Genomic DNA, 14,994 nt, shown 5'->3' with positions numbered 1-14,994 from the left:
ATCATCTGCCTATGCGAGCCAATCAGCCTACCCAGATCCTCGTCGTGGACGACGATCCCGAACTCCGCGACCTGCTGCGCGAATACCTCACCCAGCAGGGCTTTGCCGTGTCCGTGCTGCACGATGGCGAAGGCTTGCAGGCACGCCTGGAGCGCGAGCGCCCCGCCCTGATCGTGCTCGACCTGATGATGCCCAAGGTGGATGGGCTGACCGCATTGCGCAACCTGCGTGCCAAGAACGACGACATTCCCGTGATCCTGCTGACCGCGCGCAGCGACGAGATCGACCGCATCGTGGGGCTGGAGATCGGCGCGGACGATTATCTCGGCAAGCCATTCTCGCCGCGCGAGCTGCTGGCGCGGATCAATGCCGTGCTGCGCCGCAAGCTGGCCCGCCCCGCGGCCGCGCCGGAAGACCGCGAGGGCATGGCCTTCGGGCCATTCCGCGTCAACTTCCGCCAGCGCTCGCTGGTGCGCAGCGGCGACCCGGTGGCGATCAGCGATACCGAGTTCGCGCTGCTCAAGCTGCTGTTGATGCACCCGCTTGAGGTACTGTCGCGCGAGCGCATCGTGGAGCTGATGTATGGCACCGCGAGCGGCATCAGCGACCGCGGCATCGACGTCCAGATCTGGCGCCTGCGCCGCCTGCTCGACGAAGACGCCCAGCGTCCCCGCTACATCCAGACGGTACGGGGGCGCGGTTACACCTTTGTGCCCGACGAAGCCGAAGACATTGCCCAATGAAGCTGCGCATCGATACGCTGTTCGGACGCATCGCGCTGCTGATCGCAGCGGTGCTGGTGCTGAGCCATTTCTCCTGGCTCGCGATCCTGCGCATGGATCGCCGCCAGCAGCAGGTGGATTACTCCGTCGAGCAGATGATGTTCCAGTTCGAGAGCATCCAGCGCGCGCTTGCCGCTCAGCCGCCCATCAAGCTGCCAAGCCTGGTGGAAGTGGCCAGCGAGGCCAGCGCGGCCGAGCACACCGTGGCGGCCAAGGGCCGCGCGCGGCGGCTGGTCGAGCAGTTCTCTCAGCGCATGCCGCCCGGGACCCAGGTACGGCTCGAGGAAGACCAGACCACGCGCATCTGGGTCAAGCTGCCGCACCGGCAGGACTGGATCGCGATGCCGGCGCTGTGGGTGGTCAACCCGCCACCCGACAACCGCCTGTTGCCAGGCGTGATCCTGGTGGTCGGTGTCGCCATGGCCGTGGCCCTGCTGATTGCCTGGCAGATCCAGCGCCCGGTGCGCGACATGGCGGCTGCGGCCGAGCAGCTGTCGCGCCAGCACGCCGTCAAGCCGCTGCGTGAGCGCGGCCCGCACGAGCTGCGCCAGTTGATCGTGCGCTTCAACCGCATGATGGCTGACCTGACCCGCATCGACCAGGAGCGCAATACGATGCTTGCCGGCATCGCCCACGATCTCAAGACGCCGCTGGCGCGGTTGCGGTTGCGCGCGGAGATGCTGGCCGACCCCAAGGCCGCAGCCGGCGTCACGCGCGATGTCGAGTCCATGTCCGCCATCGTCGAGCAGTTCCTGACCTTTGCCCAAAGCGGCGAACCCGCGGCGCGGCCGGTGCCGGTCGATCGCCGCATCGGCGAGCTGGCCGCCTCGCTGGCCGAGCAGGACAAGCCGGTGGAGGTCTCGCTGATGGCAGGCGAGGGCTTCCGCATGATCGCCACCCAGCTCGACCGTATCGTCGGCAACCTGATCGACAACGCCTATGCCTACGGGGCAGCGCCGGTGCTGCTCAGCACCTCGCGCCAGGCCGACGGCTGGCACATGGTGGTGGAGGACCATGGCGAAGGCATTCCGCCTGACGCTATGGAAAAGGTCACCCTGCCGTTCGTGCGGCTGGACCCGGCGCGCGGCGGCAATGCGCACTCGGGCCTGGGCCTGGCCATCGTCGACCGGCTGGTGCGCCAGGCGGGCGGCCGCCTGGTGCTGGCAAACCGGGACGAGGGCGGCCTGCGGGTGGAAATGGTGTTTCCGTTCGCGGCGCTGGCACAAGCGGCCTGAGCGTCGGCCGCCGGACGGCGGCGTCCCGGCTCGTATCAGATCTGGAACACATTCAGGCGGTTTTCCCCTGCACGGGGGCTGCCTGCTGACGCCATGGCCACGCCGGCCATACGCTGGCTTGCGTGGTACGCAGCTTGCTGCGAGTAGTTGCTCAGTGCGCTTAGGCAACGCGTAGCGCCAATCCAGTGGATCAGGAGACGCATCATGGCAACTTTCGTCACGCTTCTAAACTTCACCGACCAGGGAATCCGTACCGTCAAGGACACAACCAAGCGCGCCGCGGCTGTTCGCGAAATGGCAAAGGCAAGCGGCATCGAAATGAAAGATATCTTCTGGACGCTCGGGCAATATGACCTGGTAGCGACCTTTACCGCGCCCGACGATGCCACCATGACCGCATTCGGCCTGGCCCTGGGCATGGCGGGCAACGTCCGCAGCCAGACGCTGCGTGCCTTCTCCACTGACGAGATGAACGGCATCCTCAGCAAGCTGCCGTAGCCACTTGCCAGCCGGCATCAAAAAGCCCGCATCATTGTGCGGGCTTTTTACTGTCTGACACGGCGCTCAGGCGCCTGGCGCCTTTTTCTTCTCGCCGATGCGGCTTTCCTTGCCGGCCAGCAGCTTTTCGATGTTGGCGCGGTGCCGCACCACCAGCAGCACGCTGATCGCGAATACCGCGCCGGCGAGCACGTCCACACCCGACATCAGGACATAGAAGAAAGGCGCAAAGACCGCCGACACCAGCGCCGCCAGCGACGAGTAACGGAAGAAGAAGGCCACGATCAGCCAGGTCGCCATCGTGCCCGCGCCCAGCAGCGGGTCGATGGCAAACAGGATGCCGGCCGCGGTGGCCACGCCCTTGCCGCCCGCAAAGCGGAAGAACACCGGGAACAGGTGGCCCAGGAACACCGCCACCGCCACCAGCGCGATGCCCGTGTCGTCGACCCCGTACGCCGGGCCGAAGCGCTGCGCCAGCCAGACCGCCAGCCAGCCCTTCAGGGCATCGCCGATCAGCGTCAGGATGGCGGCCTTCTTGTTGCCGCTGCGCAGCACGTTGGTGGCACCAGGGTTGCCGGAGCCATAGGTGTGCGGATCGGGCAGGCGCATGGCCTTGCTGACCACGACGGCAAAGGAAATGGAGCCGATCAGGTAGGCGGCTAGTGCGAAGATCAGATTGGCCATGTGGGAATTGGGGGTTTTAGGCTGGCGGGATTGTAGCGTGGAAGGATGGATGGGGGGATGGGGGGGCGTTCGAGGGGGGTGGTGCTTTTGTCAGCGGCGATGGCGTTTGGACCCCAGTGCCGTACGACATTGCCCTGCGGGGGTGGTCGCTATTTCTTTGAGCGGCGTTGGTTTTTGGACCCCAGTGCCATACGACATCCCCCTGCGGGGGCTGCCGGTCACTTTTCTTTGACCGGCAAAGAAAACTAACGAAAAGAAAGCCGCCCTGCCGGGGGCAGAGCAATAAGGCTGTTTTTGCCTCTGTGGTTGCGTCGTACGGCCCGGAGTGTTGGCTGGCGGATCCTACCGACTCAAAGGACATCGCACTTGCATGACCCAATGGTCACGTGGTGGTGCCCCTGATCGCTTTGCTCGATGCGCGTTCGGGCATCTGCCGTTCGCGGTGCGCAGCGCCACGATCCTGCCTGCCTTGGTGGTTTCGTGGTTTTGTCTCTAGCGGCGGGTGCCCGGCCATTTGATGCCCTGCCGTACCGGCGCGAGCGGCGCCTTGCTTCACCCCCCTCTGGTTTCGTGGTGGGCACCGTGGCCCGTGCGCGAGGGCCGCGCTCACACCCACGGCGCTCGTCCTCCGAGACAAAACCACGAAACCAGCCACACCCGAAACGGCGCAGCACTTCGCACCGCGAACGGCAGATGTGGGAACGGGCACCGCACACGAGGTCAGGGGCCGCACCACGTAACCCATGGGTCATGCAGAAACGATGCCCTTTGGGCCGGTAGGATCGGCTAGCCAACACTCCGGGCCGTACGACGCAACCACCGCCCCACATAAGCCTGATTGCTCTGCTCCCGGCAGGGCGGCTTTCTTTTCGTTAGTTTTCTTTGCCGGTCAAAGAAAAGTGACCGGCAGCCCCCGCAGGGGGATGTCGTATGGCCCTTGGGTGCAAAAACCATCGCCGCTCAAAGAAGCAGCAACCAACCAAGCAAGGGCGATGTCGTATGGCTCTTGGGTGCAAAAGCCATCGCCGCTGAAGGAAACAGCGACCAACCCCGCAGGGCAATGTCGTATGGCTCTTGGGTGCAAACGCCATCGCCGCTCAAAGAAACAGCGCCCCCCATCACACCCTCATCACACCCTCATCAATCCCTCAACCCACACTCCACCACCTCCGCCCCCACCAACGTCTTCAAAACCTGCGGATCAATACTAACCAGATACCCCCTGCGGCCCCCATTGATATAGATCCGCTCCAGCGCCAGCACACCGGCCTCAACAAAAACCGGCATCCGCTTGCGCGTCCCGAACGGCGAGGTCCCGCCCACCAGATACCCGCTATGCCGCTGCGCCACCTCCGGCTTGCAGGGCTGCACGCTCTTGTGCCCGGTTTGCCGCGCCAGGTTCTTGGTAGACACCGAACAGTCGCCATGCATCAGCACAATCAGCGGCTGCGCACGCTCGTCTTCCATCACCAGCGTCTTGATCACCGCGTGCTCGTCCACGCCGAGCTGGCGGGCGGACTCGCCGGTGCCGCCATGCTCGACGTAGTCATAGGCATGCTCGCCAAAGGCAACGCCATGCCGCTTGAGGAACTGGGTGGCCGGGGTTTCCGAAACGTGTTTGGTCTTGCTCATGATGGATGACGGATCGCAATGACCGCGCGGGCAACCTAGCCGCGCGGATGGTGGTGCTGGTGCAGCTCGCGCAGGCGCTCGCGCGCCACGTGCGTGTAGATCTGCGTGGTGGAGATATCGGCGTGCCCCAGCAGCAACTGCACCACGCGCAGGTCCGCGCCGTGGTTGAGCAGGTGGGTGGCAAAGGCATGCCGCAAGGTGTGCGGTGACAGCGGCGCGTAGATCTCGGCTTCGCGGGCGTGGCGCTTGATCAGGTGCCAGAAGGCCTGGCGCGTCATGCCGTCGCCGCGCTGGGTGACGAACAGCGCTTCGCAGGCACGCTCGCCCAACAGCGCGGGCCGGCCTTCGGCCAGGTAGCGGCGCAGCCAGTCGCCGGCTTCGGTGCCAAACGGCACCAGGCGTTCCTTGTTGCCCTTGCCGCCCACCACGCGCGCCACGCCCTCGTTCAGGCTGATCTCGATGGTCTTCATCTGTGTCAGCTCGGACACGCGCAGGCCGCTGGCATACATCAGCTCCAGCATGGTGCGGTCGCGCAGGCCAAGCGGCGTGGCGGTGTCGGGTGTCTCCAGCAGCGCCTCGACCTGGGCTTCGGTCAGGGTCTTGGGAAAGCGCGGCGGCTGCTTGGCCGGGCGCAGCAGCAGGCAGGGATCGGCCGTGATCATGTGCTCGCGCAGCGCCCACTGGAAAAAGCGCTTGAACACCGTCAGCCGCCGGTTGGCGGACGAGGCGCGGGTTTCCAGGTGGCGCGAGGCGAAGTAGCCGTTGAGGGCGCTGTCGTTCACCGCCAGCAGCGCGCAGGTGCCCGAGGCATGCAGCCAGCGCGACAGCAGCGCCAGGTCGCGCCGGTAGGCGTCGATGGTGTTCTGCGCAAGGCCGTCTTCGAGCCACAGCGCGTCGCAGAAGCGGTCGACCAGGGCCAGGTCGGCGAGCAGGGCGGGGCTGTCCTCGGTGTCTTCGGTGTCGATGACGGCGTTGCTGTCTTCCATGTCGTCGATATGGCCGCTGTCGCCGCCGTTGTCACCGTCGTCAATCTGCGCAATGTCGTTCATGCCAGCATCACCCCTTCATGGCGCAGCAGCCAGCGTTTGATATCAAGGAAGAAGCCGTCGCCGTCATGGTTGGCAAAGCCGCCGATGCCGCTGGCGCCAACCACGCGATGGCAGGGAATCACCAGTGGGAAGAAATTCGCCCCGCACGCCTGCCCGACCGCGCGTGGCGCGCTGGCGATCTGCCGCGCCACCGCGCCATAGGTGGTGACCTTGCCACGCGGCACGTTCGAGATCGCTTGCCAGACCCGGCGCTGGAACGCGCTGCCGACCGGCGCCAGCGGGATATCGAAGCGTGCATCCGGATCGGCGTAGTAGGCCTCCAGTTGCCGCGCCAGGCGTTGCGTGACCGCGTTGGCCGGCTCGACGAGCCGCATGCTCGCGGGCAGGTACACGATCTCGCGGACGAATTCGCCGTCGGTGCGCACGCCGATCTTGCCGAAAGGGGCTGGGAGGATGGCGTCGAAGATGGAGTCCATGGCAGGGGTGGGAAGCGCGAGCCTGGATTTTAGAGCATGGCGGCGGCGCCGGGATGCGCGGTGGCGTGTGGGGCGCACCGCAGAGGGCCATGCAACCACTTGACTGGGGTTTCCCCTTCCTTGAGTTCTGGTCTGGCTTATTATTTAATTCAATCTGAATTAATTAATGCCGCAGCTAGATACACCGCCGTCGCCACTCAGCGCGCAACGTGATGCAGGCGGTACTCATAACAGCATTCGGAGACCACATGAACAGTGCCAAGGCCGGCCGCGGCGTGAATTCCGCCAGTTTGCGGCTGTACAACGAGCGCGCGCTACTGCTGGCGCTGCGGCATGCCGGGGAGGCGTCCAAGGCGGATCTCGCCCGCATCGCGCAGCTCACCAACACGGCGGTGGGCAGCATCGTGCAGACGCTCACCGAGGATGGCCTGATCCATGTGGCCGGCCGCCGCCAGGATGGGCAGCGTGGCCAGCCGGCCAGCCTGATCCGCCTGCAGCCCAAGGGCGCGTTCGGCATCGGGGTCCGGCTGGACCGTGGCAGCATCGAGTGCGTGATGGTGGACTTCGGCGGCGAGATCCTCGCCAGCCGCGCCCACCAGATGGTCCTGCCCCACCCGGAGCAAGCGCTGGCATTGGTGCGCGACGATGTGGCCGAACTGCGTGCGCTGCTTACGCCGGACGAGCGCAAGCGCCTGCTTGGCATCGGCGTGGCCCAGCCCTATAACCTCGGTGCCTGGCTGCGCGAGCTGGACTTGCAGGACGAGGCATCGCAGGCCACCTTCCGCGCCTGGGATGCCGTGGACTTTGCCGCAGCGCTGTCGGATGCCACCGGCCTGCCGGTGTTTGGCGAGAACGACGGCACCGCTGCTGCCGTGGCCGAGCTGTTCTACGGCAGCCACCACGCGCAGAGCTTCCTCTATGTCTTCGTCGGCCCGGCCATCGGCGGCGGCGTGGCGCTCAACGGAGACTGCGTGCGCGGCGTGTCGGGCAATGCCGGCGACATCGGCATGATGCCGGTGCAGCCCAGCACCCTGGCCTCCGCGCCGCGCACCGGCAAGCGGCGCGACATCCTGCTGGCGCGCGCCTCGCTCAACGCGCTGACGCGCCACCTGCGCCACCACGGCGTGACCATCGACGGCCATGCCGATCTGGAAGCGCAGGTGCGCGTCCAGCACCCGGCGGTGGCGCAGTGGCTGGACGACTGCATCGATGCGCTGGCGCCCGCCATGCAATCGGCGCTGGCGGTGCTCGACGTGCCGCTGATCATCCTTGACGCCGATATCGACGGTGGCCTGGTGCAGGCGCTGATCGAGCGCCTGCAAGGCGAGCTGGACGACGGCGCGCCCGAGGCTCGGCGAGCGCCACGCGTGGTGCGTGGCTGCTTTGGTGCCAACGCCGGCGCGGTCGGTGCCGCGTCGCTGCCGATGTTCATGAATTTCTCGCCGCGGGCCGACATGCTCAAAGGCGCATCCGCCATGATTCCGGAGGCCAACCATGCCATCGTCTGATCTGTCCGCTTCGTCTATTTCACCTATTTCGCCCATTTCGGCTGCTTCGTCCGATACGTGCGATACGTGCGATACGTCCACCAAGGCGCCGCTGCTGGCGCTGCGCAATATCTGCAAGACCTTCCCCGGCGTGCGCGCGCTGCGCAATGTCGAGCTCACGGCCTACGCCGGCGAGGTCCACGCCTTGATGGGCGAGAACGGCGCCGGCAAGTCGACGCTGATGAAGATCCTGTCCGGCGCCTACACCGCGGACCCCGGCGGCGAATGCCATATCGACGGGCAACGGGTGCAGATCGATGGGCCGCAATCCGCGCGCGACCTTGGCGTGGCGGTGATCTACCAGGAGCTCAGCCTGGCGCCCAACCTGAGCGTGGCCGAGAACATCTATCTGGGCCGTGCCCTGCAGCGGCGCGGGCTGGTGGCGCGCGGCGAGATGGTGCGCGCCTGCGCGCCCACGCTGGCCAGGCTCGGCGCGGATTTCTCGCCCGCGGCGAACGTGGCAAGCCTGTCGATCGCGCAGCGCCAGCTGGTGGAAATCGCGCGGGCCGTGCACTTCGAGGCGCGCATCCTGGTGATGGACGAGCCCACCACGCCGCTGTCCACGCACGAGACGGATCGCCTGTTCGCGCTGATCCGCCAACTGCGCGGCGAAGGCATGGCGATTCTCTATATCAGCCACCGCATGGCCGAGATTGACGAGCTGGCCGATCGCGTGACCGTGTTGCGCGACGGCTGTTTCGTTGGCACGCTGGACCGCGCGCACCTGTCGCAGGCGGCGCTGGTCAAGATGATGGTGGGGCGCGACCTGTCAGGTTTCTACACCAAGACGCACGGCCAGGCGGTCGAGCGTGAGGTGATGCTGTCCGTGCGCGACGTGGCCGATGGCCGGCGCGTCAAGGGCTGCAGCTTCGACCTGCGCGCCGGCGAGGTACTGGGGCTGGCGGGCCTGGTCGGCGCGGGCCGCACGGAGCTGGCGCGGCTGGTGTTCGGGGCCGACATGCGCACGCGCGGCGAGGTCCGGATTGCCGACCCGGCCAACCCGGCCGGCCCCGGCGGGCTGGTCACGCTGCCGGCCGGCGGCCCGCGCCAGGCCATCGATGCCGGCATTGCCTACCTGACCGAGGATCGCAAGCTGCAGGGCCTGTTCCTGGACCAGAGCGTGCACGAGAACATCAACCTGATCGTGGCCGCGCGCGACGCACTAGGCCTGGGCCGCCTGAACCGGAGCGCCGCGCGCCGCCGCACGGCCGAGGCCATCGACACGCTGGGCATCCGCGTGGCGCATGCGCAGGTCAACGTGGGCGCGCTGTCCGGCGGCAACCAGCAGAAGGTGATGCTGTCGCGGCTGCTGGAAATCCAGCCGCGCGTGCTGATCCTGGATGAGCCTACGCGTGGCGTGGACATCGGCGCCAAGTCGGAGATCTATCGGCTGATCAACGCGCTGGCCCAGAGCGGCGTGGCGATCCTGATGATCTCCAGCGAGCTGCCCGAAGTGGTGGGCCTGTGTGATCGCGTGCTGGTCATGCGCGAGGGCGCGCTGGCCGGCGAGGTGCGCCCCGCCGGCAGCGCGGCCGAAACCCAGGAACGCATCATCGCGCTGGCCACCGGCGCGGCCGCGCAGCCGGCGCCCGCATGGGCGGACGTGCCGCGCGCTGCCGCCGGCCATGCAACTAGCATCACGCTGCATTGAGGCAGGGCGCAGCCTGTGCGCCGCCCGCAAGAGACAGAACCATCGACGCCGGCCCGCAACGCTGCGCAGCCGCCGGCGCAGGAGACAACCATGCATGAATCCATCACACGTCCCGCCGCTTCCACTGGCGCTTCGTTGCCCGCGGCCACTCTCGGCCGCCTCACCACCCAGGAGCGCCTGCGCGCGCTTGGCATGCTGCCCGTGCTGGTGCTGCTGTGCATCGGCTTCTCGGTGCTGACCGAGAACTTCGCCGGCTGGCAGAACCTGTCGATCATCGCGCAGCAAGCCTCCATCAACATGGTGCTGGCCGCGGGCATGACCTTCGTGATCCTGACCGGCGGCATCGATTTGTCGGTGGGCTCCATCCTGTCGATCTCGGCGGTGGTGGCGATGCTGGTGTCGCTGATGCCGCAGCTCGGCATGCTGAGCGTGCCCGCCGCGCTCTTGTGCGGCCTGCTGTTCGGCATCGTCAACGGCGCGTTGGTCGCTTTCATGAAACTGCCGCCGTTCATCGTCACACTGGGCACGCTGACGGCGGTGCGCGGGCTGGCGCGGCTGGTCGGCAACGACAGCACGATCTACAACCCGGATATCGGCTTTGCCTTTATCGGCAACGGCGAAGTACTGGGCGTGCCCTGGCTGGTGATCATCGCCTTTGCCGTGGTGGCGGTGTCGTGGTTCGTGCTGCGCCGCACTGTGCTGGGCTTGCAGATCTACGCGGTGGGCGGCAATGCCGAGGCGGCGCGCCTGTCCGGCATCAAGGTGTGGGTCGTGCTGCTGTTCGTGTACGCGGTGTCCGGGCTGCTGGCGGGGCTGGGCGGCGTGATGTCTTCCGCGCGCCTGTACGCGGCCAACGGGCTGCAGCTTGGCCAGTCGTACGAGCTCGATGCCATCGCCGCGGTCATCCTGGGCGGCACCAGCTTCGTGGGCGGCACCGGCTCCATCGTCGGCACGCTGGTCGGGGCGCTGATCATCGCGGTGCTGTCCAACGGACTGGTGCTGCTGGGCGTGTCAGATATCTGGCAATACATCATCAAGGGGCTGGTGATCATTGGCGCGGTGGCGCTCGACAGCTATCGCCGCAAGGGCTCGGCGCGCACGTGAAGCGTGCGTGACCTGACCACCGGCTACTGGAGACACGATATGTCCAAGCAATACCTGGCGGCACTGGCGATGGCGGCAATGAGCCTGCTGTGCGCCGGCGCCGCCGCACAGAACGCGCCGGACGCCGCACCGGCGAGCGCGGCCGCGCAACGGCCGCTGAAAAAAGTCGGCGTCACGCTCGGCTCGCTCGGCAACCCGTACTTCGTCGCGCTGGCGCACGGCGCCGAAGCCGCCGCCAAGAAGATCAACCCGGATGCCAAGGTCACGGTGCTGTCCGCCGACTATGACCTCAACAAGCAGTTCTCGCATATCGATAGCTTTATCGTGTCGAAGGTGGACCTGATCCTGATCAACGCGGCCGACGCGCGCGCCATCGAGCCCGCGGTGAAGAAGGCCCGCAAGGCCGGCATCGTGGTGGTGGCGGTGGACGTGGCGGCGGCGGGTGCCGACGCCACGGTGCAGACCGACAACACGCAGGCCGGCGAGTTGGCCTGCGCCTTTCTCGCCGAGCGGCTGGGCGGGCGCGGTAACCTCATCATCCAGAATGGCCCGCCGGTGTCTGCCGTGCTGGATCGCGTGAAGGGCTGCAAGACGGTGCTGGGCAAGCACCCCGGCATCCACGTGCTCTCCGATGACCAGGATGGCAAGGGCTCACGCGAGGGCGGCCTCAATGTCATGCAGCTTTACCTGACCCGCTTCCCCAAGATCGACGCGGTCTTCACCATCAACGACCCGCAGGCTGTCGGCGCCGACCTGGCCGCGCGTCAGCTGAACCGCCGTGGCATCCTGATCGCGTCTGTCGATGGCGCGCCCGATATCGAGGCCGCGCTCAAGGCCAACACGCTGGTGCAGGCCTCGGCCAGCCAGGACCCGTGGGCCATCGCCCGCACCGCGGTGGAGATCGGCGTGGGGCTGATGCATGGCCAGGCACCCGCAAACCGCATCGTGTTGCTGCCGCCCATACTGGTCACGCGTGCCAATGTGAACGCGTACAAGGGCTGGGCCGCGCCGCGCTAGCCGGGCAGCGGTCCGCGCTCAACTTACAACCGAATCCCCTGATAGCCGATCAACCGATCAACCGACCAACCGACTGGTGAAACCATGCCAAACAATGCTGTAGGCGCAGTCCCCGAATTCGACTTCGTGCTGTTCGGCGGCACCGGCGACCTGGCCACGCGCAAGCTGCTGCCGGCGCTGTTCGATGCGCACTGCGTGGGCTCGCTGCACGCGCGCGGGCGCATCCTCGCACTCGGCAGCCAGCCGCTCGGCCAGGAAGCCTACCTGGCCATGCTCGAGTCCAAGGTGCGTCCGGCGCTGCCCGCTGCCGCCGCGGCCGAAGTCTGGCAGGCCTTTGTCGCGCGCATCCTCTACCTGCAGGTGGACGCCAACGCGCCGGAGGGTTTCGATGCACTCGCCGAGCTGGTCCGTGCCCGCGCTGCGCCGGTGGTGGTGTTCTACCTGGCCACCGGCCCGCAGTTGTTCGTGCCGATCTGCGAGCAACTGGCGCGCACCGGCCTTAACCACGCAGGCGTGCGCATCGTGCTGGAAAAGCCGCTGGGCCACGATCTGGCCTCGTCCGATGCCATCAACTCCGCGGTGGCGCAACATTTTGCCGAAGACCAGATCTACCGCATCGACCATTACCTGGGCAAGGAGTCGGTGCAGAACCTGATGGCGATGCGCTTTGGCAACGTACTGTTCGAACCGCTGTGGCGGCGCGAATGGGTGCGCGATGTGCAGATCACCATCGCCGAGGAAATCGGCGTGGAAAAGCGCGGCGCATTCTACGACGGCATCGGCGCGCTGCGCGACATGGTGCAGAACCACCTGCTGCAACTGCTGTGCATGGTGGCGATGGAGCCGCCGGCCAGCCTGTCGGAGGACGCGATCCGCGACGAGAAGCTGAAGATCCTCAAGGCGCTCAAGCCCATCGAGTTGAACGAGGTCGCCGAGAAGGTGGTGCGCGGGCAATACTGCCGTGGCGCGGCGGCCGGCGACGCCGTGCCGGGCTATGTGAACGAGCCGGCCGTCGCGCCCGATAGCCAGACCGAGACCTTCGTCGCCATCAAGGCGGAGGTTGCCAACTGGCGCTGGGCCGGCGTGCCGTTCTACCTGCGCACCGGCAAGCGCATGCAGTCGCGCGTGGCCGAGATCGTGATCCAGTTCCGCGACGTGCCGTACTCGCTGTTCCCGCGCCCGCTGGACCACGAGCCCGGCAACCGGCTGGTGATCACGCTGCAGCCGGAGGAAAGCATCCGCCTGCATTTCCTGGTCAAGCATCCCGGCGACACGCAGGCGCTGCAGCCCGCCACGCTGGACCTGCAACGCATGCTGCCGCGCGGCCAGGGCAATCGCAATGAGCGCAAGACCGGGGCTTACGAGCGGCTGCTGCTGGACGTGATCCGCGGGCGGCTCGGGCTGTTCGTGCGGCGCGACGAGCAGGCGCAGGCCTGGCGGTGGGTCGCGCCGATCCAGCAGGCCTGGGCGCAGAGCAATCTCGCGCCCAAGCTCTACACCGCCGGCACTTGGGGGCCGGCGGCGTCGAGCGCGCTGCCCTCGCGCGATGGCGCGGTGTGGCATGAAGAGCTGTGAGACGCGTTGTGAAGCCAGTCTGAAGCATGGCGACGCGCCGGCGGTTGCCGGCGCGGCGGCGAGTACAGGAGTTGATTCGATGTCCACGATGTCCCCGAAGTCCGATTTCCCAAGCACCTGGCAACGGCTTGAAGAGCATGCGCAGGTCATCCGCCATGCCCACCTGCGCGACTGGTTCGACGGCCAGCAGGGCGAAGCCCGTGGCGCCGGCTTCGTGGCCGAGGCGGCCGGCCTGACGCTCGACTACGCCAAGAACCGCGTCACCGACACCACCATGGCGCTGCTCTTCGCGCTGGCCGACGAGGCCGGCGTGAGCGCGCGGCGCGATGCCATGTACCGCGGCGAAGCGGTCAACACCACCGAGCGCCGCGCCGCGCTGCATATGGCGCTGCGCGCGTGGCCGCAGGACGGCTTTCACGCGCAGGGCGTGGCGGTGGCCGGCGACGTGGCTGCGGTGCTCTCCCAGATGGAGCGCTTTGCCGACGCGGTGCGCGGCGGCACGTGGCGCGGCTGGAATGGCCGCCGGATCACCGACGTGATCAATATCGGCATCGGCGGCTCGGACCTCGGCCCGCGCATGGTCTGCCGCGCGCTCGCGCACCTGGACACCGAAGGGCCGCGCCTGCATTTTGTCGCCAACGTGGATGGCAGCGATCTTGCCGCCGTGCTCGCGCGGCTGGACGCCGCCAGCACGCTGGTGGTGGTTTGCTCCAAGACCTTCACCACGCTGGAGACCATGGCCAACGCGCACACCGCGCGCACCTGGTTCCTGCGCCACGGCGTGCCGCACGCACAGTTGGCCAGCCACTTCGTCGCGGTCTCCACCAACCGGCAGGCGGTGGCCGCGTTCGGCATCGACCCCGCCAATATGTTCCCGTTCTGGGACTGGGTGGGTGGGCGCTTTTCGCTATGGTCCGCGGTGGGGTTGTCGATTGCGCTGGCTGTTGGCTTTGCGCGCTTTCGCCAGTTGCTCGATGGCGCCCGCGCCATGGACCGGCATTTCGCCGAGGCCGACGCGCCGCAGAACATGCCGATGATCCTCGGCCTGCTCGACGTGTGGTATCGCAGCTTCCTGGGCACCGGCAGCCGCTGCGTGGCGCCGTACTGCGAGCCGCTCGAGCTGCTGCCGGCCTTCTTGCAGCAGCTCGAGATGGAGAGCAACGGCAAGTCCGTGCAGCTCAATGGTGCCGCCGCCGCGCAAGGCACCGCGCCGGTGGTGTGGGGCACCACCGGCACCAACGGACAGCACGCCTACTTCCAGATGGTGCACCAGGGCTCTCACTGGATGCCGGTGGATTTCATCGCCGCGCTGGAGCCGGTGCACCCGATGCCGGGTCACCACGGCAAGCTGCTCGCCAACTGCTTTGCGCAAGGCGAGGCGTTGCTGCGCGGACGTACCGCGCAAGAGGTCAGGGCGCTCGGCGTGCAGGACGAAGCGCTGGTGCCGCACATGGTGTTCGAGGGCAACCGCCCCAGCAATACGCTGTTGCTGCAGCGGCTCGATCCGTATCATCTGGGCGCATTGATCGCGCTTTCGGAGCACCGCACCTTCGTGCAGGGCGTGCTGTGGAATATCAACTCGTTCGACCAGTGGGGCGTGGAGCTGGGCAAGCAACTTGCCGCGCCGATCGCCTGCGAGCTCGACGGCGGGCCGGCGCGCCCGCATGATGCTTCCACCGCCGGCCTGATCCGGCGCGCATTGGCCGCGGCATCGGCCTGGCAAGGCTGACGCGCGGCAGCGCAC

14 protein-coding genes are annotated in these 14,994 nt (G+C 67.2%); 9 read left to right on the top strand and 5 right to left on the bottom strand.

Going from position 1 to position 14,994, the window contains the following annotated elements; translation table 11 throughout:
- Positions 1-11 precede the first annotated feature (11 nt).
- Together AC1Q7Q_RS24785 and AC1Q7Q_RS24780 are read left to right on the top strand one after the other, a co-directional pair.
- Positions 12-743, top strand: a complete 732-nt coding sequence (locus AC1Q7Q_RS24785; protein WP_492376134.1) for a response regulator — start codon at positions 12-14, stop codon at positions 741-743.
- Positions 740-2,017 (top strand): ATP-binding protein, encoded by a 1,278-nt coding sequence (locus tag AC1Q7Q_RS24780; protein ID WP_492376133.1) that lies wholly within the window; start codon positions 740-742, stop codon positions 2,015-2,017. Before AC1Q7Q_RS24785 ends, AC1Q7Q_RS24780 begins: the two co-directional genes overlap by 4 nt.
- A 35-nt stretch (positions 2,018-2,052) precedes the next feature.
- Here AC1Q7Q_RS24780 and AC1Q7Q_RS24775 read toward each other — a convergent pair whose 3' ends face one another.
- A complete protein-coding gene (locus tag AC1Q7Q_RS24775; RefSeq protein ID WP_492376132.1) occupies positions 2,053-2,223 on the bottom strand; it encodes a hypothetical protein in 171 nt (56 codons plus the stop codon).
- Here AC1Q7Q_RS24775 and AC1Q7Q_RS24770 point away from each other — a divergent pair.
- Entirely contained in the window at positions 2,222-2,515 is a 294-nt protein-coding gene (locus AC1Q7Q_RS24770; protein WP_492376131.1) for a GYD domain-containing protein, read from the top strand. The genes AC1Q7Q_RS24775 and AC1Q7Q_RS24770 overlap by 2 nt on opposite strands.
- A gap of 66 nt (positions 2,516-2,581) precedes the next feature.
- On the opposite strand, the gene plsY is transcribed toward AC1Q7Q_RS24770, so the two are convergent.
- The 4 genes from plsY to AC1Q7Q_RS24750 all read right to left on the bottom strand — a co-directional run bounded on the left by plsY (position 2,582) and on the right by AC1Q7Q_RS24750 (position 6,356).
- Positions 2,582-3,199, bottom strand: a complete 618-nt coding sequence (gene plsY / locus AC1Q7Q_RS24765; RefSeq protein ID WP_492376130.1) for a glycerol-3-phosphate 1-O-acyltransferase PlsY — start codon at positions 3,197-3,199, stop codon at positions 2,582-2,584.
- 1,140 nt (positions 3,200-4,339) lie between these two features.
- Positions 4,340-4,831, bottom strand: a complete 492-nt coding sequence (locus AC1Q7Q_RS24760) for an aminoacyl-tRNA deacylase (RefSeq protein WP_492376669.1) — start codon at positions 4,829-4,831, stop codon at positions 4,340-4,342.
- A gap of 35 nt (positions 4,832-4,866) precedes the next feature.
- Positions 4,867-5,817: a site-specific tyrosine recombinase XerD gene (xerD, locus tag AC1Q7Q_RS24755; RefSeq protein WP_492376671.1), complete on the bottom strand. Its 951-nt coding sequence runs from the start codon at positions 5,815-5,817 to the stop codon at positions 4,867-4,869.
- Positions 5,818-5,876: 59 nt separating this feature from the next.
- Positions 5,877-6,356, bottom strand: a complete 480-nt coding sequence (locus tag AC1Q7Q_RS24750; protein WP_174425989.1) for a methylated-DNA--[protein]-cysteine S-methyltransferase — start codon at positions 6,354-6,356, stop codon at positions 5,877-5,879.
- A gap of 248 nt (positions 6,357-6,604) precedes the next feature.
- Between AC1Q7Q_RS24750 and AC1Q7Q_RS24745 the strand changes: the two genes are divergently transcribed.
- The 6 genes from AC1Q7Q_RS24745 (at position 6,605) to pgi (ending at position 14,979) form a co-directional block, all read left to right on the top strand.
- On the top strand, positions 6,605-7,864 hold the full coding sequence (locus tag AC1Q7Q_RS24745) for an ROK family transcriptional regulator (protein ID WP_492376668.1): 1,260 nt from the start codon (positions 6,605-6,607) through the stop codon (positions 7,862-7,864).
- Positions 7,851-9,554 carry a sugar ABC transporter ATP-binding protein gene (locus tag AC1Q7Q_RS24740; protein WP_492376667.1) on the top strand — a complete coding sequence of 568 codons (1,704 nt, stop codon included), beginning with the start codon at positions 7,851-7,853 and terminating at the stop codon, positions 9,552-9,554. Before AC1Q7Q_RS24745 ends, AC1Q7Q_RS24740 begins: the two co-directional genes overlap by 14 nt.
- A 90-nt stretch (positions 9,555-9,644) precedes the next feature.
- Positions 9,645-10,658: an ABC transporter permease subunit gene (locus AC1Q7Q_RS24735; protein ID WP_492376666.1), complete on the top strand. Its 1,014-nt coding sequence runs from the start codon at positions 9,645-9,647 to the stop codon at positions 10,656-10,658.
- 78 nt (positions 10,659-10,736) lie between these two features.
- Positions 10,737-11,675, top strand: a complete 939-nt coding sequence (locus AC1Q7Q_RS24730) for an ABC transporter substrate-binding protein (protein ID WP_492387231.1) — start codon at positions 10,737-10,739, stop codon at positions 11,673-11,675.
- A gap of 84 nt (positions 11,676-11,759) precedes the next feature.
- On the top strand, positions 11,760-13,250 hold the full coding sequence (gene zwf, locus AC1Q7Q_RS24725; RefSeq protein ID WP_492376665.1) for a glucose-6-phosphate dehydrogenase: 1,491 nt from the start codon (positions 11,760-11,762) through the stop codon (positions 13,248-13,250).
- A 79-nt stretch (positions 13,251-13,329) separates the two neighbouring features.
- On the top strand, positions 13,330-14,979 hold the full coding sequence (gene pgi, locus AC1Q7Q_RS24720; protein ID WP_492387230.1) for a glucose-6-phosphate isomerase: 1,650 nt from the start codon (positions 13,330-13,332) through the stop codon (positions 14,977-14,979).
- Positions 14,980-14,994 lie beyond the last annotated feature (15 nt).

This window comes from Cupriavidus sp. GW823-FHT07A04 (assembly GCF_058794615.1).
This window is presented reverse-complemented; position numbering and strand designations above follow the sequence as displayed.